Annotated in this window: 18 protein-coding genes, 1 tRNA gene and 1 pseudogene; 11 read left to right on the top strand and 9 right to left on the bottom strand. The window is 65.8% G+C overall.

The window, feature by feature from the left end; genetic code table 11:
• Positions 1–149 precede the first annotated feature (149 nt).
• From ATI53_RS24520 to ATI53_RS19895, 3 genes are all read right to left on the bottom strand, one after another.
• Positions 150–275, bottom strand: coding sequence for an Arm DNA-binding domain-containing protein (locus ATI53_RS24520; protein WP_111551187.1), 126 nt, complete (start codon positions 273–275; stop codon positions 150–152).
• Between the two features lie 167 nt (positions 276–442).
• Positions 443–519 (bottom strand) — tRNA-Ile (locus tag ATI53_RS19890).
• Positions 520–575: 56 nt separating this feature from the next.
• A complete protein-coding gene (locus ATI53_RS19895) occupies positions 576–1043 on the bottom strand; it encodes a YbaK/EbsC family protein (protein ID WP_111551188.1) in 468 nt (155 codons plus the stop codon).
• A 104-nt stretch (positions 1044–1147) separates the two neighbouring features.
• Between ATI53_RS19895 and glnE the strand changes: the two genes are divergently transcribed.
• The 3 genes from glnE (at position 1148) to ATI53_RS19910 (ending at position 7250) form a co-directional block, all read left to right on the top strand.
• Positions 1148–3928 (top strand): bifunctional [glutamate--ammonia ligase]-adenylyl-L-tyrosine phosphorylase/[glutamate--ammonia-ligase] adenylyltransferase, encoded by a 2781-nt coding sequence (gene glnE / locus ATI53_RS19900; protein ID WP_111551189.1) that lies wholly within the window; start codon positions 1148–1150, stop codon positions 3926–3928.
• A gap of 71 nt (positions 3929–3999) precedes the next feature.
• On the top strand, positions 4000–5250 hold the full coding sequence (locus tag ATI53_RS19905) for a vWA domain-containing protein (RefSeq protein WP_111551190.1): 1251 nt from the start codon (positions 4000–4002) through the stop codon (positions 5248–5250).
• 95 nt (positions 5251–5345) lie between these two features.
• Entirely contained in the window at positions 5346–7250 is a 1905-nt protein-coding gene (locus tag ATI53_RS19910) for an OmpA family protein (RefSeq protein ID WP_111551191.1), read from the top strand.
• 150 nt (positions 7251–7400) lie between these two features.
• Here the strand turns inward: ATI53_RS19910 and ATI53_RS19915 are convergent, their stop codons facing one another.
• Positions 7401–9008, bottom strand: a complete 1608-nt coding sequence (locus ATI53_RS19915; protein WP_111551192.1) for a peptide chain release factor 3 — start codon at positions 9006–9008, stop codon at positions 7401–7403.
• An 86-nt stretch (positions 9009–9094) separates the two neighbouring features.
• Between ATI53_RS19915 and ATI53_RS19920 the strand changes: the two genes are divergently transcribed.
• A complete protein-coding gene (locus ATI53_RS19920; RefSeq protein ID WP_009502985.1) occupies positions 9095–9349 on the top strand; it encodes a DUF7218 family protein in 255 nt (84 codons plus the stop codon).
• Positions 9350–9442: 93 nt separating this feature from the next.
• On the opposite strand, the gene ATI53_RS19925 is transcribed toward ATI53_RS19920, so the two are convergent.
• Positions 9443–10465, bottom strand: coding sequence for a Hint domain-containing protein (locus ATI53_RS19925; RefSeq protein ID WP_009502986.1), 1023 nt, complete (start codon positions 10463–10465; stop codon positions 9443–9445).
• A gap of 157 nt (positions 10466–10622) precedes the next feature.
• On the opposite strand from ATI53_RS19925, the gene ATI53_RS19930 reads away from it, so the two are divergent.
• Positions 10623–11402, top strand: a complete 780-nt coding sequence (locus tag ATI53_RS19930; protein WP_009502987.1) for an SDR family oxidoreductase — start codon at positions 10623–10625, stop codon at positions 11400–11402.
• An 88-nt stretch (positions 11403–11490) separates the two neighbouring features.
• Positions 11491–12624 carry a YhaZ family DNA alkylation repair protein gene (locus ATI53_RS19935; protein ID WP_009502988.1) on the top strand — a complete coding sequence of 378 codons (1134 nt, stop codon included), beginning with the start codon at positions 11491–11493 and terminating at the stop codon, positions 12622–12624.
• Here the strand turns inward: ATI53_RS19935 and ATI53_RS19940 are convergent.
• From ATI53_RS19940 to ATI53_RS19955, 4 genes are all read right to left on the bottom strand, one after another.
• A complete protein-coding gene (locus tag ATI53_RS19940) occupies positions 12610–13608 on the bottom strand; it encodes a zinc-binding metallopeptidase family protein (RefSeq protein WP_009502989.1) in 999 nt (332 codons plus the stop codon). The two genes, ATI53_RS19935 and ATI53_RS19940, sit on opposite strands and share 15 nt — an antisense overlap.
• Positions 13609–13719: 111 nt before the next feature.
• Positions 13720–14421: a TspO-related membrane protein gene (locus ATI53_RS19945; protein WP_009502990.1), complete on the bottom strand. Its 702-nt coding sequence runs from the start codon at positions 14419–14421 to the stop codon at positions 13720–13722.
• A 4-nt stretch (positions 14422–14425) separates the two neighbouring features.
• Complete coding sequence (serS, locus tag ATI53_RS19950; protein ID WP_111551193.1) at positions 14426–15718, bottom strand: serine--tRNA ligase; 1293 nt, start codon at positions 15716–15718, stop codon at positions 14426–14428.
• Positions 15719–15770: 52 nt separating this feature from the next.
• Positions 15771–16460, bottom strand: coding sequence for a trypsin-like serine peptidase (locus ATI53_RS19955; protein WP_009502992.1), 690 nt, complete (start codon positions 16458–16460; stop codon positions 15771–15773).
• A gap of 278 nt (positions 16461–16738) precedes the next feature.
• Between ATI53_RS19955 and ATI53_RS23035 the strand changes: the two genes are divergently transcribed.
• The 5 genes and pseudogenes from ATI53_RS23035 to ATI53_RS19975 form a co-directional block, all read left to right on the top strand.
• Positions 16739–17065 carry a hypothetical protein gene (locus tag ATI53_RS23035; protein ID WP_146609969.1) on the top strand — a complete coding sequence of 109 codons (327 nt, stop codon included), beginning with the start codon at positions 16739–16741 and terminating at the stop codon, positions 17063–17065.
• Positions 17066–17312: 247 nt separating this feature from the next.
• A complete protein-coding gene (gene yajC, locus ATI53_RS19960) occupies positions 17313–17600 on the top strand; it encodes a preprotein translocase subunit YajC (protein ID WP_009502993.1) in 288 nt (95 codons plus the stop codon).
• Positions 17601–17630: 30 nt separating this feature from the next.
• Positions 17631–19292: a protein translocase subunit SecD gene (gene secD, locus ATI53_RS19965; protein WP_009502994.1), complete on the top strand. Its 1662-nt coding sequence runs from the start codon at positions 17631–17633 to the stop codon at positions 19290–19292.
• A 3-nt stretch (positions 19293–19295) separates the two neighbouring features.
• The gene (secF, locus tag ATI53_RS19970; protein ID WP_009502995.1) at positions 19296–20273 is read left to right on the top strand and encodes a protein translocase subunit SecF; all 978 of its coding nucleotides are present in this window, start codon (positions 19296–19298) and stop codon (positions 20271–20273) included.
• A 577-nt stretch (positions 20274–20850) separates the two neighbouring features.
• Positions 20851–21856, top strand: a pseudogene (locus ATI53_RS19975) (IS3 family transposase); the annotation flags it as partial.

A 21856-nucleotide genomic window follows, 5' to 3' on the forward strand; every position in this document is an offset into this window, starting at 1 on the left:
TCTGACGGCGTGCGTGCCCTCTCGGCAGATTTGCCTTGCAAATCGCCTGCCGGGTAACAGTGCGTGGCGCTCCCGTGACGAACTTGTCCCATAAGGCTTCCTTCCATTCATGAGAAAGGATCGCACCATCAAACCGTGGGATCAAACACCTAGTTCATCCGCCAAAGTTTCGATCCGGTTGGCGTGACGTGAAGGAACAGCCCGCGTCCATCCGATAGCTTCTGGACCTTTTGCGCAGGCTTTGCCGCGCGGCATTGGGCATCTGTGAGGGGCATCCAGGCGACACTGATTTGTTGGTATCGCCGTCATCATACCAACAAATGATACCAACAAAAGCTGAGACGCATGGAGACGCACTGACACGTATGAACGTGCGAAATGACGATAACCTACTGTTTTCAAGTAGATTGCCGTAAATCTGAGACGCATGGAGATGAATTTTTGGTAGGCCCGGCAGGACTTGAACCCGCAACCAAGGCGTTATGAGCGCCCTGCTCTAACCAATTGAGCTACAGGCCCACCGTGTCAGCCTGACTATCATCCGCGCGGGCGCGGTCAAGCCTTTCGCGCAGCCCTTATGCCACGAAATCGGCAGGTATCGCGCCGACGAGGCCGGGCAGATGGCGGGCCTCGATCGCAAAGACATGCCGGGGCGTGCCGGCGGCCGCCCAGACCAGATCGAATTCCAGCAGGCGCGGGTCGATCCAGGCGCGGATCGGTGACAGGTGGCCAAGGGGCGACACGCCTCCGATCGCAAACCCGGTCTGGGCGCGGATCAGCGCGGCATCGGCCTTGCCAAGCGGGGTTCCCGCAAGCGCCGTCGCCTTTTGGGTGCACACCCGGTTTCCGCCCGCCGTCAGAAACAAAACGGCTTCGTCGCTGTCGCCCGCGCGAAAGATGATAGACTTGGCGATCTGGTCGAGCGCGCAACCGACGCTGTCGGCGGCCTCTTGGGCGGTGCGCGCCTGTTCGACCTCACGGATGTCCGGGGTCAGCCCGGCATTTTCCAGCGCGGCGCGCACACGTTTCAGGCTCTTGCTCATGGTGTGGTCTCGGGGTTTCGGGCGGATGAGCCTTTTGGATCATCTTGCAGGGCCAAGGGCAAGACGGTTGCGCAGCCCCCGGTGCATCTGCCATCCCTTGCAGCATGGATTTCGCGTCTCGTATCACCCGACTGCCCCGCCCGTTCGAACCCGATCTGGGCCAGGAGGCGCTTGCCGCAACCCCTTGGGCGCGGGCCGACACGGCCTTGCTGATCGCGGGCACCGGGGGCACCAGCCCCTATCTTGGCACGCTTTTGCGCCGCGAGGGGGCCTGGCTGGAAGCCGCGCTGGACGACCCCGAAGCCGCGCTGCCCGCCCTTGCGGCCAATCTGCGCACTGTGGCGCCGGATGCGCTGGACGCGGCGCTGCGGCAGGCCAAGCGGCGCGTCGCGCTGTTGACGGCCCTTGCGGATCTGTCGGGCGTCTGGCCGCTGGAAACCGTCACCGGGGCGCTGACCCGCTTTGCCGATCTGGCGGTCGATCTTGCTTTGCACGCGGCGCTGCTGCGCGAGGCCAGGAGGGGCAAGCTGCCCGGTCTTGGCGAGGAGGATCTGCAAGACGCAGGCGGCATGGTGGTGCTGGCCATGGGCAAGATGGGCGCGTTCGAGCTGAATTATTCGTCCGACATCGACCTGATCTGCCTGTTCGATCAGGACAGGTTCGACCGCGACGATTTTCACGAGGCCCGCAGCGCCTTTGTGCGCGCGACCCGGCGGATGGCGGCGACGCTGAGCGATCTGACCGGCGATGGCTATGTGTTTCGCACCGATTTGCGGCTGCGCCCGGATCCCGCTGTCACGCCTGTGTGCATCGCGATGGAAGCTGCCGAGCGGTATTACGAAAGTCTGGGGCGCGCGTGGGAACGGGCCGCGTATATCAAGGCGCGGCCCTGCGCGGGCGACATCGCCGCCGGGGATCGCTTTCTTGAAACGCTTCGGCCGTTCGTATGGCGCAAGCATCTGGATTTCGCGGCCATTCAGGATGCCCATGACATGCGTCTGCGGTACCGCGACCGGCATGGCCACGGCGACATCACCCTGCCGGGGCATGACATGAAACTCGGGCGCGGCGGCATTCGCGAGATCGAGTTCTTTACTCAGACCCGGCAGATCATCGCGGGGGGGCGCGACCCTGCCTTGCGGGTGCGCGGCACGGTCGATGGGCTGCGCGTGCTGACGCGAACCGGCTGGGTGCCGGGCAGCGTAACCGAGCGGCTGGCCGATCACTACTGTGCTCACCGCGAGGTCGAACACCGGGTCCAGATGATGCAGGACGCGCAGACCCATGTGTTGCCGGGCAGCGACGAGGGATTCGAACGGCTTGCCGCGCTGATGGGGCAGACCGCCGATACGCTGAAGTCCGCCCTGCGCGCGCGCCTGCAAGAGGTGCATGCGCTGACCGAGGATTTCTTTGCCCCCGACCAGCGCCCCTGTGCCGCCGAAATCCCCGACGAGATCGAAAACAGCCCCCTTGTCGCCCGCTGGCCAAGCTATCCCGCGCTGCGCTCCAGCCGCGCGCGTGAGATTTTCCGCCGCCTCAAGCCGGAAATCCTTGGGCGGCTGGCCCGCGCGCCGCGCCCGCCCGAGGCACTGGCGGCCTTTGACGGCTTTCTTGCGGGCCTGCCCGCGGGGGTGCAGCTTTTGTCGCTGTTCGATGTCAATCCGCAGCTGATCGACTTTTTGGTCGACATCGTGTCCACCTCGCCCGATCTGGCGCGCCACCTGTCGCGCAATGCGGCGGTGTTCGACGCGGTGATCGTGGGCGATTTCTTTGCGCCCTGGCCGGGGCCGGGCGCGCTCAGCGCCGAGTTGATCGCGATTCTCGCGCGCGAGGACGATTACGAACGCAAGCTGGACATGGCGCGCCGCTGGGCCAAGGAATGGCATTTTCGCGCCGGTGTGCACCTGCTGCGCGGTCTCAGCGAGCCCGAAGAGGCGGCGCAGCATTATGCCGATGTGGCCGAGGCCGCGCTGGCCGGGGTGTTTCCCGCCGTACAGCAGGACTTCGCGCGCAAGCACGGGGATGCGCCGGGGCGTGGTGCGGTGGTCGTTGGCATGGGCTCATTGGGGGCACGGCACCTGCACGCGCTGTCGGATCTGGACCTGATCGTGATCTATGACCCAGCTGGGGTCGAGGCATCCGTGGGCCGCCGCCCGCTCGCCGCGCGGCAGTATTACGCCCGCCTGACCCAGGCGCTGATTACCGCGATGACTGCCCCCATGGCCGAAGGACGGCTGTATGAGGTCGACATGCGCCTGCGCCCGTCGGGCAATCAGGGGCCGGTCGCGGCCTCGCTCGCCGCCTTTACCGCCTATCAGCGCGAACAGGCGTGGGTGTGGGAACACCTGGCACTGACCCGTGCGCGGGTCATCGCGGGCCCGCCGGACCTTGCGCAAGAGGTCGAGGCGCTGCGCGTCGATCTGCTGGGCGCGGCGCAGGACCGCGACAAGGTGCTGGCAGAACTTGCGGCGATGCGCGCGCGCATCGCGCAGGCCAAGGGCGCGGGCGATCCGTGGGACCCAAAGAACGGGCGCGGCCGGATGCAGGACATCGAACTGTTCGCGCAGGCTGCGGCGCTGTTGTCGGGCAAGGCGCCGCGCAGCACCGCGCGCGGGCTGACGGCTGCCGCCAGGCTGGGCCTTGTCACGCGTGCGCAGGCCGACCAGCTGGGCGCCACCTACCGGTTGTGCTGGGCCTTGCAGATCGGCGCGCGGCTGATCACCGAAGGCAGGCTGGACCCGGCCGACGTCGGCACGCTGGGCTGCGTGTTCCTGACGCGCCTGACCGGCACGCGGGACCCCGCCGATCTGGGCGCGCGCCTGACCGAGGACTGCGCCCGCGCTGCGGCGATCATCGACGCCGCCCTGCCACGGCCCGCGCCGTGACGGCCCGCAACCATAGACCGGCCTGCACTGTCGCATGCCCCGCACCTGGCTGACGCACCGCAGGAGGTCCCATGCCCGAATACATCGCCATCGACATCCCCGAACAGCCGCGCCTGGCGCAGAACATCGTCCACTTCGCGCGCGCGCTGCGCCGGGCGGGGTTGCCGGTGGGGCCGCGGCGCGTGCTGGATGCGGTGCGCGCGGTGGCGCAGGCGGGGTTCACCGACCGGATGGATTTCTACTGGACGCTGCACGCCTGTTTCGTCAACCGGCCCGAACAGCGGGTGGTCTTTGCGCAGGTGTTCCGGCTGTATTGGCGCGACCCGCGCTATCTGGAACACATGATGTCGATGATGCTGCCGGCCGTGCGCGGCGTGCAGGAAGAAAAGGTGGCGCAATCGGCCGAAAAACGCGCCGCCCAGGCGCTGCTTGGCGATGCCCTGCCAGACTTGCCTCAGCCCGAGGAAGACGACGCCGCGACGAAACTTGAGGTCGACAGCAGCTTTACCCTTTCGTCCGAGGAAAAGCTCAAGACGCTGGATTTCGAACAGATGTCGACCGAAGAAGTGGCCCGCGCCAAACGCATGCTGGCGCGGCTGACCCTGCCGGTCAAGCCGATCCCGTCGCGCCGGGGCATGGCGTCGGCGCAGGGCCGCCGGATCGACTGGCGGCGTACGATGCGCGCGTCGATGCGGCAGGGAGGCGAAATGCGCACGCTGTCCTGTCTCAAGCCGCGCCCGCGCTGGCCCAATCTGGTGGTGCTGTGCGACATTTCGGGCAGCATGTCGCAATATTCGCGCATGGTGCTGCATTTCCTGCATGCGGTCGCCAATGAACAGGGCGCGGGCTGGGCGCGGGTGCATGCCTTTACCTTTGGCACGCGGCTGACCAATATCACCCGCCATCTGGGCCAGCGCGACGTCGACGCCGCCCTGCGCGCCGCCGGCGCGGAAGCGCAGGACTGGAAGGGCGGCACCCGCATCGGCGGTTGCCTGCGCGCATTCAACCGCGACTGGTCGCGCCGGGTCATGGGGCAGGGCGCGGTGGTACTGCTGATCACCGACGGGCTGGACCGCGACGATGCGCAGGCTTTGGGTCGGGAAATGGAACGGCTGCACCTGTCGTCGCGCCAGCTGATCTGGCTGAATCCGCTGCTGCGCTGGGATGGTTTCGCGCCCAGGGCGGCGGGCATCCGCGCGATGCTGCCTCATGTGGACAGTTTTCGTGCCGGGCATTCGATCCAGTCGCTTGAAGATCTGGCCGAGGCGATTTCGCGCCCCGAGGACCCCGGCGAAAAGGCGCGTCTGATGGCCGCGCTTTAGGCGGTCACGCGCCGTGGTCTGAACCTTTCGGGTCCTGCGCGCGTTTGGTGCCCAGGGTGCCGCCGTTCGCGCGGCACATCGGAAGAGGACAAAACATGACCCTGACGAACCCGCTTTTCAGCACGACCACCGCTGCGCTGGCCCTGATGGCCGGCCTTGCCACACCCGCCCTGGCGCAGTCTCCGTCCGACACCACCCCGCGTGAGTTGCTGGACGCGGCGCGCAAGGGCGAGCTGGACCTTGGATTTGACACGACGACGCTCAGCCGGGACGAATTGCTCGGCGAAATCGTGCGCGCCAAGGCGCAATGCGACGCCGGCACCGCACCGCAGGAGCTTGCCTGCGACCGCATCGCCGAACTGCCCGATCCATCTGGCTGGCTGGCCGCACCGATGACAAAACAGGTCGGGACGCAAGAGGCTGACGCGCCCGCGGAGCCGCTGGCAAAGGCCGCGCCGGTTCCGGAAAGCGAAAATGCCCAACAAGGCGCGCCGGGGATCGCCGAACAGGCCGCCGATGCCACCAGCCAGGACGCCCCCACGCTGGACGACGGCGTCGCGGCGCTGGCGCAGTCTCTGGCCGACGCCGCAGAGCCGCCCGCTGCGGCGGACTCCGCCGACGCGGCGCCCCAGCCGGATACCCCGGCGGCGATCGACCCGCCCGCGCTTGCGAAGCAGGTCCAGCCCGACGCCGGCACGCCGCCTGATCCCGGCAGCGACGCCGTTGCCGAAGCGCTTGACGCACAGGCCGAAGAAATGCCCGACGACGCTCCGGCAGTTGGGCGCGAACCCACGGCGCCGGACTCCGCCGCCGAAAATGCCGTCGAACCCGCGAAAGATCCGGCGCAACAGCCGACGGTGGAAAATCAGGCGACACCGCTGGATGCGCCCGCAGCGCCGCCCACAAGTTCCGAACAGGCGGACATCGCGGCCCGGATCGCAGCGCAAGGCAGTGCCTCTGCCGCCGCCAGCGCCGATTCGACCGAAGACGCCGAGCTGATCGAAGAGGTGCTGACCGACGAAAACACCCGCAGTTCGGCCGAAGATTTCGACACCCGCATCGGGGCCGCCGGGTCGGACGATGACGATGACGACGACGACAAGAACACCGCCCTGCGCAGCTTTGGCGCCGCCGCGCTGGTGGGGCTGGGAGCCGTGGCCCTGAACGAGATGCTGGGTGACAATGCCAAGGTGGTCGAAAACAGCGGCGACCGGATCGTGGTGGAACAGGACGGCCAGTACCGCGTGCTGCGCAATGACGATGTGTTGCTGCGCCAGCCGGGCTCGGACGTAAAGACCTATCGCTATGACGACGGGTCGACCCGCACGGTCGTCACCCGCGACAGCGGCGCTTCGGTCGAAACGGTCAAGGCCGCAGATGGGCGTGTCCTGCGCCGGACCCGGACCCTGCCCAATGGCGAGACGGTGGTGCTGTTCGACGACACCCGTGACGAAACCGAGGTGGTCATCAACGACCTGCCCCAGGTCGAAGAGGCGCCCACCCGCCGCATCAATTTCCAGGAGGTGTCCGAAGACGAGCTGGCCGCCGCCCTCGCGGCCCAAAGCGCCACGCCCATCGACCGGCGCTTTTCGCTCAACCAGGTGCGCAACATCGACGCCGTGCGCCATCTCGTGCCGGAAATCAGCGTGGATTCGATCAATTTCGCCACTGGGTCGGCCGCCATTCGCCCCGAAGAGGCACGCGACCTTGCCGCCTTGGGCAATGCCATGAAACGCGCCATCGCCGCCAACCCGACCGAGGTGTTTCTGATCGAAGGCCATACCGACGCGACGGGGGGATGGGGCTTGAACCTTGCGCTCTCCGACCGGCGCGCGGAATCGGTGGCGCTGGCGCTGACCGAATATTTCCAGGTTCCGCCCGAAAACATGGTGCTCCAAGGTTACGGCGAGGCGGATCTTGCGGTGGACACGCAGGATTCCGAGCGCCGCAATCGTCGCGCCGCCGTGCGCCGGATCACCCAGTTGCTTCAGGGCGGCTGAACGAAACCGGGTCGCCCGTTGCGCGGCGTCCTGCGGCGCCCCGCGGGGATCGTAACAACAGGCGGCGCGCAGGATAACGTGCGCCGCTGACAAAACGCAGATGCGCGGCGGGGCCCGTGGCGCCGCGCATCGCACGGGCTGATCAGCCGGTTACACCATCATTTCCTTGGTGGCCGACAGCGTGATGTCCGGATAGTCGCGCACAACGCGGTCGATGTCCCACTGCATCCGGGTCAGGTAGACCACATCGCCGTCGTTGTCATGAGCGATGTGCTGCATGTTGGCGCTGGTGAACCTGTCCACCGCCGTTTTATCGCCATGCACCCAGCGGGCGGATGTGAACTGCGACGGCGCAAAGCGCACCGGCAGGCTGTATTCCTGTTCGATCCGCGCGCCCAGCACCTCGAATTGCAGCGCGCCCACCACGCCGACGATGTAGCCGGATCCGATGGCGGGCTTGAACACCTTGGCGGCCCCTTCTTCGGCGAACTGGAACAGCGCCTTTTCCAGATGCTTGGCCTTCATCGGATCGCCCGCGCGCACGGACTGCAACAGCTCGGGCGCGAATGACGGGATGCCGGTGACCTTGATCGCCTCGCCCTCGGTCAGCGTGTCGCCGATGCGCAGCTGGCCGTGGTTTGGAATGCCGATGATGTCGCCGGCCCAGGCTTCTTCGGCCAACTCGCGGTCGGCAGCCAGAAACAGCACCGGGCTGGCGATGCTCATGGGCTTATTCGTGCGCACATGGGTCAGCTTCATGCCGCGTTGGAAATGCCCGGACGACAGGCGGACAAAGGCGATGCGGTCGCGGTGCTTGGGATCCATGTTGGCCTGCACCTTGAACACGAACCCGGCGACCTTCTTTTCCTCGGGCGCGATGGCGCGCGGGGTGGCGCGGGTCGGCTGCGGTTCGGGCGCGAGCGCGCCGATGCCGTCCATCAGTTCGCGCACGCCGAACGAGTTGATCGCCGACCCGAACCAGATCGGGGTCAGGTGCCCTTCGAGCACCGATCGCGCGTCAAGCGGGGGCAGCAGGGCGCGCGCCATCTCGACCTCTTCGCGCAGCTTTTCCAGCAGATCCGCAGGGATGTGCTGGTCCAGCTTGGGATCGTCCAGCCCTTCGAGCCTGATCGATTCCGCGACCTTGTTGCGGTCGGCGCGGTCCATCAGTTCCAGCCGGTTGCGGACCATGTCGTAGCAGCCAAGGAAATCGCGCCCCATGCCGATCGGCCAGCTGGCGGGCGTCACGTCGATGGCAAGGTTTTCCTGGATCTCGTCGATGATCTCGAAGACGTCGCGGGCCTCGCGGTCCATCTTGTTGCAGAAGGTCAGGATCGGCAGATCGCGCAGGCGGCAGACTTCGAACAGCTTCTGGGTCTGGGATTCGACGCCCTTGGCGCCGTCGATCACCATGATCGCCGCGTCCACCGCTGTCAGGGTGCGGTAGGTGTCTTCGGAAAAATCCGAGTGGCCGGGCGTGTCGACCAGATTGTAGCGGAAGTTGCCATAGTCGAAAGACATCGCCGAGGCACTGACCGAAATGCCCCGTTCCTGTTCCATCTTCATGAAATCCGACCGGGTGCGGCGGGCCTCGCCCTTGGCCCGCACCTGTCCGGCCATCTGGATGGCGCCGCCATACAAAAGGAATTTTTCGGTCAGCGTGGTCTTGCCCGCATCGGGATGCGAGATGATCGCAAAGGTGCGGCGCCGGGCGATTTCCGGCGGAAGGGCGGGGCGGTTCGAGGGCGTGTCCAGCATGATCGCGCGTATAGCGGCGCCTTGCCGCCATGGGAAGAGGAACCGCATCGCGAGGGGCGGCGTTCCCCCTGAAAAGGAGACACGCCATGCCAGACCCAAGCCTGAAGAACGAAAAGCTGTACGAGGACCTGCGCGACAAAGGGATGTCGAAACAAAAGGCCGCGCGCATTTCCAACGCACAGGCGAATCCCGACATGCACCCGTCTGAAAAAGGCGGCAAGGCCCCCCCGTACGAGGAGTGGACCAGGGACGACCTGTACGCCCGCGCGCAGGAACTTGAGATCGACGGCCGGTCCGGCATGAACAAGGACGAGCTGATCGCGGCCCTGCGCAACACCTGATCGTGGGGGCGCCCCGGTCGCTTGTCGAAGAGGTCGCCGAGACGTTTCCCGCCCCCACCCGGACGCGCGCGCCGCGTTCCTTTCCGATCCGTGTCAGCAGGCCGACGCGCGTCGGAGCAGTTCCGCCAGGCCGGGGCGGTCGAGCAGCGCGTCTTCGACCTCCAGCGCGTCATGGCCCGATGTCGCGTGCCCCGGCATCAGGGTGGCCAGTTGCGACGCCACGTCGCGGGGCAACACGGCGCGGGTGCGGCTGTCGACCAGCATGGATTCCGCCGCGATGCCTTCGGCGTAGATGATCTGATGGTGGTCGAACAGCATCTGGTAATATTCGACGAATCCGCCCTCGACGCGCGCGATACGGTCGCCATCGACAAGGTGGCGGGCCTTGACCATGACCTCGGCGCGCCCGGCGCCCAGCCTGTCTTCGCGCTGGTAGATAAACAGGCGGTGATCCGGGCTGACCCGCAGATCGCGGGCGTTGTTCAGAACGCCGCGGCGGATCAGCACAGGTGCGAAATCCCCCGTGGCGCGCCGGATGCCGTGGCCGATCCAGCGCACAGGCCGGGGCCCATCGTCGCGGGTCAGCACGCGGTCGCCGACGCGCAACGACTCGACCGCCACCTGCGCCCCGGAGGCCAGGGTAATCAGGGTCCCGGCGGTGAACGAGACGCAGGCCACCTGCGCGAAAGTTGCCAGAGCCGCGTCGCGATCAATGCGCATCAGGGCGTAGTCCTGACGCGCCGTCATCTCGCCCAGCGGCATCAGGTAGATCCCCGCGACATCGCCGTCGTCGGTTTCGACCAGCACCAGCCCTTCGGTCATTCGCCCGTTGCCGGTCATGAAGCTGACCACGCAGTCCAGATGCAGCTCGGCCCCCGGCGTGCCGATCCCGGTCCCGCGCGCGATGCGAAAGGGCGAGGCAGAGGCGGGCAGCACCGCCAGCCTGTGCCGCACGGCCACCGGCGACAGCGTGTAGATGTCATCGGGGACCAGGTCATCGGCATGGCCCAGGCCGTCGCCCTGATTGGCGCCATTGACCACGCGCACCTGATCGGCCCGATAGACGGACACGCTGTGCGCCGCGCCGTCGCGGCCATCGTTGGATCTGTCGGTCATGTCGCGCTTACCTTGCCGCGCTGCGGTGCCCCAAGAAACGATATGGTCCCCATTGAATGCAAGCGCATTGTGTCATCAAATGGTGGCGCGACAGGCATTTTCCCGACCAGCCAGGGCAAAACGGGCAGGATCGACAGAGCAGCAAGGACAGCGCAGTATGGATCTGAAGATTTCCGGAAAGACGGCACTGGTCTGCGCGTCGTCAAAGGGGCTTGGGCGGGGCTGCGCCGAGGCGCTGGCGCAGGCGGGCTGCGCGCTGATCGTGAACGCCCGTACCAGCGGCCCGCTGGATGAGGCCGCCGACGCCATCCGCACCGAACATGGCGTCGATGTCACTGCCGTGGCCGCCGACATCGTCGACCCCGAGGGGCGCGCAAGGGTGCTGGACGCGGCGGGCGATGTCGACATCCTGGTGACCAACGCCGGCGGCCCCCCTCCCGGCTACTGGACGGACTGGAGCCGGGACGATTTCATCGACGCGCTCGATGCGGCGATGCTGACACCGATCGCGCTGATGCAGGCGCTGGTGCCGGGGATGATCGAGCGGGGCTGGGGCAGGGTGGTCAACATCACCTCGCGCTCGGTCAAGGCCCCGCTGCTGCCGCTGGGGCTGTCCAATTCGGCGCGCGCCGGGCTGACCGGATTCGTCGCGGGCACCTCCCGCCAGATCGCGGGCAAGGGGGTGACCATCAACAACCTGCTGCCCGGTGTGCACGACACCGCGCCCATCGACGGGATGGACGGTGCGATGGCGGCGCAAAAGGGGATCTCTCGCGCCGAGGCGCGCAAGATCCGCGCCTCCACGATCCCCGCGGGCCGCTACGGAGATCCCGGCGAATTCGGCAAGATGTGCGCTTTTCTGTGTTCGCAGCACGCCGGGTACATCGTCGGGCAGAACATCGTCGTGGACGGTGGCGAAACATCCACAACCATCTGAGGTGCGCGTGCCATGTTGCTTTTTGCGTTAACTATCCCGTTGCAGGTGTCGTCGGGCGCCGGGGCCGCCGCCCCCTTCCGCGTGTGTCATGGCGCGCGGACCTGACGGCAAGGGTGCGGCGCCCGGATATTCGCTTGCCGAGCAGATGTTCAATCCCGACAGCGCCGCCGATCTTGGGGCGCAATTCGCGATGCTGCCGGGATTCGACACGGCGCGGTTCCTGCACGCGGCGCTGCCGCGCTTCGCGGGGCAGGGCATTCACGACCGGCTGGGCATTCTGGCGGATGCGCTTCAGGACCAGCTGCCGGCGGATTTCCCCGCCATGGCCGATGCGCTGGAGGCGACGATGCCGCCGCCGCTGGATCCCAGCCGAAGCGATGACGATTTCGGCCGGTTCATCCACGCGGTCTATGGCGTGCTGGCCGCGCGCCACGGCATGGAGCATCCCGACCGGGCGCTGGATCTGCTGCACGCCGCCACCCGGCGCTTTTCGATGGAATACGCGTTGCGACCGTTCCTGAACCGGCACCCCGACTTTGTGATGCACCGCCTGGAAACCTGGGTCGAAGACCCGCATTACCATGTGCGCCGCCTGGTGTCCGAGGGCACCCGCCCGCGCTTGCCCTGGGGCATGGGGCTGCACCTCGATCCGTTGCGCCCCTTGCCGCTGCTCGACCGGCTGGCCGACGATCCGACCCGCTTTGTGACGCGTTCGGTGGCCAATCATCTTAACGATCTGTCAAAACGCCACCCCGAGGCGGTGCTGGCGCGGTTGCGCAGCTGGGCCGACGGGGCGCAACCCCCAAAGGAGCGCGACTGGATCGCCCGTCATGCCCTGCGCACCGCGATCAAACGGGGCGAGCCGGAGGCCTTGGCGTTGCTGGGCTATTCCAGCGACCTGGCTCTTGGCGCGACGCTGGATCTGCCCGACAGCTTGCGGATCGGTGGGCGCCTTGCGATCCGTGCCACGATCCGGGCGGATATCGCGGCGCCCGTGTTGGTCGATTATCGGCTGAGATTCCACCGCCCCAGGGGTCCGGCGGAAAAGGTGTTCAAACTGAAAACGGCGCGCCTTGTGCCGGGCGCGCCGCTGGTTCTGGAAAAAAATCACCTGATGAAGGGTGATGCGACCACGTTCCGCCTGTATCCCGGCCCGCATGCGGTGATCCTTCAGGTCAACGGGCGGGATGTGGCGACGCGCGATTTTCTACTGCGCGACTGAATTGCGCTGGGCCTCGCTGTGAATGGCGCCGGGATTGCGCAGCCAACCGTGGACAAAGCCCATCTTGTCGCGCACCCCCTGCGGCAGCACGAACGGATACAGATCCGACAGGTCCATCGCCCGGTTTACATGGTTGATCGCGATCGACAGGTCCACCGCCATGGTCAGTTCGTGGTCGGTGTCGGTCGCGGCATAGGCATCATGCCCCGGTTCGGGACCTTCGGGCAGGGCCAGATTGCCCGCGGCGGCGCTGTCCACCAGGTCGATCAGGTGCAGCAGATGGGCGACCGTCTCGGCCCAGTCCTCGTGCGGGTGGGCGGTGGCATAGCTGGTGATGTGATCGTCGTCCGCGGGCCTCGTATTGGCATAGTGCCGTTCAAGCGCCTTGCCGTAATCGGCGCGCTCATCCCCGAACCGGGCGCGGAATTCCGTCAGGAAACCGGGGTCTTCGGCCAGTCTCAGTTGCAGGAAATGCGCGGTTTCATGGCGCATGTGGCCCAGCATGGTGCGGTACAGTTCGCCCAGGTCTTCCTGGCGTCTTGCAAGCTCCGCATCGCTGGATTCGGTGACGTTTATGGTGATGATGCCATCGGCGTGGCCCATGATGATATCGACCTCGCCCTTGGCGGTGGTCTCCGACAGCATCCGGAACACCGGGCGCATGCCCTTGTCCGACGGGGTGAACCATCCCCAGCGCATCAGGTTCGCCAGCATCCAGCGCTTGGACAGCTCGGCCGTGGCCCACAGGCCGACATTGTCGCCCTCGCGCAGGTCGGGGGTGGTTTCCGTCATCGCGCAGGACCGGCAGTAGCCATCTTCCTCGACGATCCAGTTGCAGCCGATCGCCGCCCGGTTGCTGCACGGCGTGGCCTGCGTGAGCATGGTCTGGCTGTCCGGGTCGAAGCTGACCTCGGCACCGCAATTGCAATGGGTGTTCCGAAAATATAGATCCGTTCCGCAGTTCGGACATGTAAAGATTTGCATTGCTGGGTCCCGCCCCGAGGATATGACAAGGCACAACGGGCGCCGGGCCGCGCGGGTTCCCGATCCCTGCGCGGAAACCGCGTTATATTCGCCGGGCGCGCAAAAGACGCGCTATTCCGTGTCCGTGCCGCGCAACGCCAGGATCGCGACGATGCCCAGGGCGGCAAGCCCTGCCACGGCGATGTTCAGCGGCGCGGTGTTCGCGACGATCACCGCCACCAGCGCCCAGATCACGGTGATCCCGTAAAGCGGCGCCCGGTGCAGCCGGTACTGGACCACCAGCGCCAGCGTCAGCGCGATCGCCAGCCCGACCAGGGCTGCGGGCGTCGGCGGCAGGATGCCATAGCCGCCCAGAAGAAGGCCGATGGACACCGGCGCCGCCGCGCTCAGCCAGCCTGCATAAACCGCCAGCGGCGCGGTCTGTAGCCAGCGGTCCATGTCACCCGCCCGGAACAGCGCGATCAGCGCCGCGATCAGCATGACCCAGATCAGCAAAGATGCCGCGAGCGGCGACAGCGTGGCCACCGGCAACCAGACCGCCCCGATCGCAAGGCTGGCCAGCAGCGGTTTGCGATGCGCCGCCCAGTCGGCATCCTGCGCCCGCCTGAACAGCCCGAACCCGGTGCTGACGATCAGCCACAGATAGATCGGCCCCCAGATCGCAAAGGCATAACCCGCAGGCTGCACCGGCGGGCTGTTCTGCGGCACCGGAAAGGCATCCGCGTCGAACCCGCCGAAATCGGGCACGATGAACGGGCCTGCCGCAAACGCCAGCGAGGCCAGGAACAGAAGGGCCGCCCACAGCTTTTCCATCGGCTCAGACCAGTGCGCCGTCGGCGGTCAGGGTGGATTTCCCCCCCAGCCACGGACGCAGCGCCTTTGGCAGCACGACCGATCCGTCCGCCTGCTGGCCGTTTTCCAGCACAGCGATCAGGCAGCGCCCCACCGCAAGGCCGGACCCGTTCAGCGTGTGCACATATTCCGGCTTGCCGCCGCCCTCGGGCTTGAACCGCGCGTTCATCCGGCGCGCCTGAAACTCGCCGCAGACCGAGACCGAACTGATCTCGCGGTAGGCGTTCTGCCCGGGCAGCCAGACCTCGATGTCGTGGGTGCGCCGTGCGCCGAACCCGGTGTCGCCGGTGCACAGAACCACCGTGCGATAGGGCAGGCCCAGCTTTTCCAGAATACCCTGCGCGCAGCTGGTCATCCGGTCCAGTTCCGCGCGGGACGCATCGGGGTGGGTGACCGACACCATCTCGACCTTTTCGAACTGGTGCTGGCGCAGCATGCCCGCGGTGTCCCGCCCGGCGCTGCCGGCCTCGGACCGGAAACATTGCGTGTGCGCGACATAGCGGCGCGGCAGGGTGGATTCATCCACCGTCAGCCCGTTGACGATGTTGGTCAGCGTCACCTCGGCGGTGGGGACAAGCCACCAGCCTTCGCGGGTCTGGTAGCTGTCTTCGCCGAATTTCGGCAACTGTCCGGTGCCCAGCATCATGTCGGTTTTCACCAGAACCGGGGTCCAGGTTTCGGTCAGCCCGTTTTCCTCGGTGTGCGTGTCCAGCATGAACTGCGCCAGCGCCCGGTGCAGCCGCGCCACCGCGCCCGACAGCACCACAAAGCGCGCGCCGGACAGTTTGGCGGCGGTTTCGAAATCCATGCCCGGCTTGACGCCCGGCAGGTCGTAATGTTCCAGCGGCGCGAAATCCAGCGGCTCGGGCGTGCCCCAGCGGGAGATTTCGACGTTGTCGGCCTCGTCAGCGCCTTCGGGCGTGTCGTTATAGGGCAGGTTGGGGATGCCCATCAGAACATCGTTCAACTGCGCGTCCAGCGCCTTGGCGCGGGCCTGCATCGCGGCGACCTCGGCCTTTTTCTCGCCCACGAGCGCGCGCAGACGTTCAAATTCCGCCTCGTCGCCGCTGGCCTTGGCCTTGCCGACGTCCTTGCTGACCCTGTTCTGGTCGGCCTGCGCGGTTTCGGCGGCATGAATCGCGGCGCGGCGGTCCTCGTCGATCTTCAGAACGACGGGCGATTGCGGCTCCATCCCGCGGCGAGACAGCGCCGCATCCCATGCGGCGGGGTTTTCTCGGATCGCGCGAATGTCGTGCATCGTCCCATGTCCTTTTCGTCGGGGTTCGAGTCGCGGCGGTTATGCCTCTTTTTCATTCCCGAGGGTAGGGGGCGCCCCGCACCAGCCGCCCGCGCAGCCATTCGTCCACCGGCACCACCAGCGCATCGCCCCCCGATTGCGCCACAACCACGCCGATGATCGCCCACCCGTCGCCCTCGCGCACCAGCGCGGGGCTGCCGGAATTGCCGTTCACCACCGGGCAGTTCAGCCGCAGCAGCCGATGCTGACGCTTGCCCGCGCAGTCGAACCGCGCCCGCAGGCGATTGGGATGGATGTTCTGGTATCCGACGATGGCATAGGGGGCGGTTTCGCGCGCGGTGATGGGCAGCGAAGGGATATCGAGGGATGTTTCCAGCGTCAGCACTGCCATGTCATGTTCGATATCCAGACGCGGCATCCGGTAGGCTTCGGGATGAACCTCGAACCGCGCGACCTTCGAGGATGCGGCATAATCGCCCCCCAGCCAGCCCGCTACAAAGGTCATCCGCGCGGCGTTCACCGGCAACCCGTCCTGCCCCGCGACGCAATGGGCGGCCGTCAATACCAGATCGGGCGCGATCAGGCTGCCGGTACAGGTGCCCCGGCTGGAAAACCCGCCGGTGTTGACGCGGCCGACGGCGTTCCACCGCGGCTGATCGGTCAGGGGCAAGGGTTGAAGCGACTGCGCGAGGGCATGGTGGGGAACGACAATCAAAAGAAAAAGTACAATAAGCAGGTTCATGAACGTGGCATGCTTCGGGGTTACAGTCGGGCTGACAGCCTATGTGCCAAGCTGACCATCATGGCGCCAAGGGCCTTAGGCTCCGGATAGGTTGTGATCGTGAGCAATGTCCGCTCGCGTGACGAAAGTACCAGCGGTTTCGTGAGGAATTGTATTCAAATCGGGGCATTTCAATGGATAGTTCATTTTTACAACGCCGGGCAGAGGCTGCTTTGGCTATCTGTGGCGTGCCTGGTATGGTCATGGGGCGCCTTTTCCAGTTGTCCGTCGGTTAGAAGATGCCGAGGCGTGATGACGTAACCAAAGTTCAGACGCGGTCGTATGGGGATTTTCTTCGATCTATTTCCTGCCTGGCGATGGCGCAGAACAATGCGGGTTCGACTGGCGATAATCTTGACGCGATGAGCAAGTTAACCGACGCGAAGGCCCGAATTGCTGTTTGGGGTGATAGCCTTGTTGTTTCTAGCCTGGCCGACTTTTTCCGCAATCCCGGCGCTTTGACGCGTCCGGAAAGGCGCGAAACCCTTGCCAGGCGTGTCGCGTCGATGCGCGACCCATCCATGGTGGTGTCCGATCCGTTGCCAGACGAGGACCCGCGCCAATGACTTCCTGGTGTGGACGTGTCCGTCCGAAGGGCCCCGAACTATGCCAGAAGGCGTCGGAAGTAATTCGGCAGGACGTTGTCGCAGCATGCCGGTAACCGCAGCCTGGGACAGACGCATGGCACGCTCAACAATGCCATGGTCCAGATCCACGCCAACCCGCCTTGCATCGGCCCCCGTTCGCACATAGGTTCCGCGCGACTTATTGCCGGGGCACGGCCCCCATCACAACCCAACAAGGAGCCCGCCCATGGACACCAGCGCCATTGCCCAGTTCGTCCCGCTGATCCTGATCTTCGGGATCATGTATTTTCTGCTGATCCGTCCGCAGCAGAAAAAGGTGAAAGAGCATCAGAAGATGGTCGCCGCCCTGCGCCGGGGCGATCAGATCGTGACCCAGGGGGGCATCATCGGCAAGGTTGCCAAGGTCAAGGAAAACAACGAGGTCGATGTCGAGATCGCCGAGGGTGTCAAGGTCCGCGTCGTGCAAAGCACGATCACGCAGGTCCTGTCCAAGACCGAGCCGGCCGAGAGCTGATCCCTGAAAAGACCCAAGTAGGCGCCGCAGATGTTGCAGATCGAAACCTGGAAACGCGCCCTTATCTGGGCGCTGGTGGTGGCGGGGCTTGTACTTGCGGCGCCGAACCTTTTCTACAACCGCGTCGAGACCCATAACGACGCGGTCAAGTCCATCGAAACCTCGGGCGCAACCGCCGAGCTGGAGGCGCAGGCCGCCGGCTGGCCCGCGTGGCTGCCGTCGAACCTGGTGAACCTCGGACTGGATCTGCGGGGCGGTGCGCATCTGCTGGCCGAAGTCAGGGTTGCCGACGTCTATCAGTCGCGCATGGAATCGCTCTGGCCCGAGGTGCGCGACGCATTGCGCGAAGCGCGCGACGAGGTCGGCACCATCCGGCTTCAGGACAGCGACCCCGGCACGTTGCGGGTGCGGATCTCCAACCCCGATGGCATGGCGCGCGCCCTGGAGGCGGTGCGCGCCCTGGCGCAGCCGGTGGTGTCGCTGACCGGGGCGGGGGCGACCGACATCGAGGTCGCGGGCGAGGGCAGCGACCTGATCGTTCAGCTGTCCGAAGCCGAACGGCAGGCAAGCGACGACCGCACCATGCAGCAATCGCTGGAAATCATCCGCCGCCGCATCGACGAGGTCGGCACGCGTGAACCCACGATTCAGCGCCAGGGGGCTGACCGCATCCTGATCGAGGTGCCGGGCCTTGGGTCCGCCGATGAGCTGAAGGCGATCATCGGTACCACCGCGCAGCTGACCTTTCAGGCGGTGGAAAGCCGCACGACCAACCCCAACGAGCAGGTCGGTGTCGGCACGGAGCTTGTGCCGTCGATGACCGAAGATGGCGTTTATTACGTTCTGGAACAGGCCCCCGTGGTGACAGGTGAGGAGCTGACGGATTCGCAGCCCTCATACGATCAGAACGGGCGCCCTGCGGTGACCTTCCGGTTCAACCCCTCGGGCGCGCGCAAGTTCGGCGATTACACCGCGCAGAACATCGGGTCGCCCTTTGCCATCGTGCTGGACAACGAGGTCATCTCGGCCCCGGTCATCCAAAGCCATATCTCGGGCGGGTCGGGCATCATCACCGGCAATTTCACCATCGAGGAATCGACCAACCTTGCGGTGCTGCTGCGCGCGGGCGCGTTGCCCGCCGGCATGGAGTTCCTCGAAGAACGCACCATCGGGCCGCAGCTGGGCCAGGACAGCATCGACGCGGGCAAGCTGGCGACCTCGGTCGCCTTTGCCCTGGTGCTGGTGTTCATGTTCGCGACCTACGGGCTGTTCGGGCTGTTCGCCAACATCGCGCTGATCCTTAACATCGCGCTTATCATGGGGGTGCTGTCGCTGATCGGGGCGACGCTGACGCTGCCGGGCATTGCGGGGATCGTGCTGACGGTCGGCATGGCGGTGGACGCCAACGTGCTGGTCTTTGAACGCATCCGCGAGGAAATGAAATCGGCGCGCGGCCCGGCCCGCGCCATCGAACTGGGCTATGAAAAGGCGCTGTCGGCGATCATCGACGCCAACCTCACCACCATCATTACCGCCACCATCCTTTACGTCATGGGGTCCGGTCCGGTGCGCGGCTTTGCCATCACGCTGGGGCTGGGCATCGTGACGTCGGTCTTCACGGCGATCTGGGTGACGCGCCTGCTGATCGTGATGTGGTTCGACCGCCGCCGCCCCAAAACGCTGGAGATCTGAGACATGCGCCACCTTCGACTGGTTCGTGACGACACGTCGTTCGATTTCTTCAAGCACTGGCGGCTGTGGCTGGGCATCTCGGCGCTGATGATCGTGCTGGCCATGGTCAGCTTTGGCCTGCGCGGGTTGAATTACGGCATCGACTTCCGCGGCGGCACGACGATCCGCACCGAAAGCGCTCAGCCGGTGGATGCCGGTGCCTATCGCGATGCGGTCTCGGGGCTGGGGCTGGGGGATGTGTCCATCACCGAGATCTTTGACCCGACCTTCGGACCCGATCAGAATGTCGCCTCGGTGCGCATTCAGGCGCAGGACGATCAGGAATCGGTCACGCCCGAAACCGTCGCGGCGGTCGAGGCCGCGTTGCGGACTGTCGCCCCCGACATACAGTTCGTGTCGGTCGAAAGCGTCGGACCCAAAGTGTCGGGCGAGTTGATCCAGACGGCGTTCATTGCCGTCGCGCTCGCCATCGGGGCGGTGCTGATCTACATCTGGCTGCGCTTCGAATGGCAGTTCGCGGCGGGGGCCGTGGTGGCGCTGGTGCATGACGTGCTGTTGACCATCGGGGTGTTTTCCGAAGTCGGCATTCAGTTCGACCTCACGACCATCGCGGCGCTGCTGACCATCGTGGGCTATTCGCTGAATGACACGGTCGTGGTGTTCGACCGGGTCCGAGAGAACCTGATAAAGTACAAGAAACGCCCCTTGAAAGAGGTGCTGAACCTGTCGATCAACGAAACCCTGTCGCGCACCATCATGACCTCGTTGACCACGCTTCTGGCGCTGTTTGCGCTGTTCGCCCTGGGCGGAGACGTCATCCGCGGCTTCGTCTTCGCGATGATCTGGGGCATATTCGTGGGCACCTATTCGTCGATCTTCGTCGCCTCGGCCTTGTTGCTGAAATTCGGCGTCAAGCGCGACTGGTCCAAGCCCGACGGCGACGCCGAGGCCCGCAAGAAGGCCGGCGGCGCGAGTGTCTGACCCGGCTGCCCGGCCCCTTGCGATGCCGGGGTTCGGGCGCTGATTCCCGCATGGTGGTTTTGTCGCGCGGCTGAGTCTCACGGCAAATCCGAACGACCGCGCGGGCCGGGGCCAGCGCCGCGGGCGCTGTGTCATGCGTCGGCGCGACCTATGGCGACATCGATGCGCCCCTGATCGGACAGACGACGACCATGGAGGATGAGCACAGGCATGTGCGCGGACCTGAACATGCGGGGCGATCTGCTGAAGGAATCCCCTGGAAAACAGTGGCGGGGCGGTCGCCGCGTGACGAGACGGCCGTCAAGGCAGCCAAACACGGGGAGCGCCACGCACTGTTACCCGGCAGGCGATTTGCAAGGCAAATCTGCCGAGAGGGCACGCACGCCGTCAGAGCAGCAATACAGCGATCCATTGGCTGGCAGTCGTGTGCGCAGCACAACGATGAGAAGCGCAAGCTTCGCTCGCGCAGCTTGACCTGCCCCCCGCGAAATCCCTCACCGTGATGTAGAGTCTGCGCCAACTCTGAAGGAGCAGACACACGCGAAAGAGCCGTTTCACCGAGGCGCAAATCATTGGAATGACCACGGAGCAGGAGGCCGGAATGCCGACTGCGAAGGTGTGCCGCAGGCATGGCCTGAGCACCGCGACGTTCTACGAGCTGAAGGCCAAGTATGGCGGGATGGAGGTGTCCGAGGCCGCGAGGCTGAAGGCACTCGAGGACGAGAACGCCAAGCTCAAGCGCCTGTTGGCGGACACCATGCTGGACAACGTCGTGCTGAAAGACCTTCTGGGAAAGAGCTGACGACATTGACGAAGCGGCGAGATGCGGCGCTCCGGGTGATGCGGGATCACGACATCTCGCAACGCCGGGCCTGCAGGCTGGTCGGTGTCGACCCCAAGACTGTCCGGCGAGACCGCCCGTCCCGCTGCCCGGCAGTCGAAACGAAGTTTCGATGAGAGGGGGCTGCGCAAATATCCGCAAGGAGATGCAGGAGATCGCCGCCAAGCGGCGTCGGTTCGGCTACCGCCGGATCGGCGTTCTGCGGGAGCGCAAGGGCATGAGCATGAACCACAAGAAACTGTATCGCATCTACAAGGAAGAAGGTTTGTCGGTCAGTCGCCGACGTGGCCGGAAACGGGCGCGCGGCACCAGGACGCCGATGCCGGTTGCCGCCTGTGGCAACGCGCGTTGGTCATTGGATTTCGTGTCCGACAGCTTCGGCGCCTCGCGGAAGGTCCGAATCCTCGCCGTGATCGACGATTGCACGCGCGAATGCCTGTGTCTCGTGGCGGACACCAGCCTGTCCGGCGCACGGGTTGCCCGGGAGCTCAGCGCCCTGATCCGGATCGACGGCAAGCCCGGCTGCATCGTCAGTGACAACGGCACCGAGTTTACCAGTCGGGCGATCCTGAAATGGGCCGACGAGAACACCGTGCCGTGGCACTACATCGATCCCGGAAAACCGCAGCAAAACGCCTTCATCGAGAGCTTCAACGGCAGCCTCAGGGACGAACTTCTGAACGAGGAGATCTTCGACAGCCTGGATGACGCGCGGCGTAAGCTGGCCCTCTGGCGCTACGAC

The organism is Salipiger aestuarii (genome assembly GCF_003259905.1).
GTDB lineage: Bacteria > Pseudomonadota > Alphaproteobacteria > Rhodobacterales > Rhodobacteraceae > Salipiger > Salipiger aestuarii.

Coding starts and splice junctions, on each gene's coding strand:
- ATI53_RS24520 (WP_111551187.1), bottom strand. CDS start 275: ATGCCCCTCACAGATGCCCAATGCCGCGCGGCAAAGCCTGCGCAAAAG.
- ATI53_RS19895 (WP_111551188.1), bottom strand. CDS start 1,043: ATGAGCAAGAGCCTGAAACGTGTGCGCGCCGCGCTGGAAAATGCCGGG.
- glnE (WP_111551189.1), top strand. CDS start 1,148: ATGGATTTCGCGTCTCGTATCACCCGACTGCCCCGCCCGTTCGAACCC.
- ATI53_RS19905 (WP_111551190.1), top strand. CDS start 4,000: ATGCCCGAATACATCGCCATCGACATCCCCGAACAGCCGCGCCTGGCG.
- ATI53_RS19910 (WP_111551191.1), top strand. CDS start 5,346: ATGACCCTGACGAACCCGCTTTTCAGCACGACCACCGCTGCGCTGGCC.
- ATI53_RS19915 (WP_111551192.1), bottom strand. CDS start 9,008: ATGCTGGACACGCCCTCGAACCGCCCCGCCCTTCCGCCGGAAATCGCC.
- ATI53_RS19920 (WP_009502985.1), top strand. CDS start 9,095: ATGCCAGACCCAAGCCTGAAGAACGAAAAGCTGTACGAGGACCTGCGC.
- ATI53_RS19925 (WP_009502986.1), bottom strand. CDS start 10,465: ATGACCGACAGATCCAACGATGGCCGCGACGGCGCGGCGCACAGCGTG.
- ATI53_RS19930 (WP_009502987.1), top strand. CDS start 10,623: ATGGATCTGAAGATTTCCGGAAAGACGGCACTGGTCTGCGCGTCGTCA.
- ATI53_RS19935 (WP_009502988.1), top strand. CDS start 11,491: ATGGCGCGCGGACCTGACGGCAAGGGTGCGGCGCCCGGATATTCGCTT.
- ATI53_RS19940 (WP_009502989.1), bottom strand. CDS start 13,608: ATGCAAATCTTTACATGTCCGAACTGCGGAACGGATCTATATTTTCGG.
- ATI53_RS19945 (WP_009502990.1), bottom strand. CDS start 14,421: ATGGAAAAGCTGTGGGCGGCCCTTCTGTTCCTGGCCTCGCTGGCGTTT.
- serS (WP_111551193.1), bottom strand. CDS start 15,718: ATGCACGACATTCGCGCGATCCGAGAAAACCCCGCCGCATGGGATGCG.
- ATI53_RS19955 (WP_009502992.1), bottom strand. CDS start 16,460: ATGAACCTGCTTATTGTACTTTTTCTTTTGATTGTCGTTCCCCACCAT.
- ATI53_RS23035 (WP_146609969.1), top strand. CDS start 16,739: ATGCCGAGGCGTGATGACGTAACCAAAGTTCAGACGCGGTCGTATGGG.
- yajC (WP_009502993.1), top strand. CDS start 17,313: ATGGACACCAGCGCCATTGCCCAGTTCGTCCCGCTGATCCTGATCTTC.
- secD (WP_009502994.1), top strand. CDS start 17,631: ATGTTGCAGATCGAAACCTGGAAACGCGCCCTTATCTGGGCGCTGGTG.
- secF (WP_009502995.1), top strand. CDS start 19,296: ATGCGCCACCTTCGACTGGTTCGTGACGACACGTCGTTCGATTTCTTC.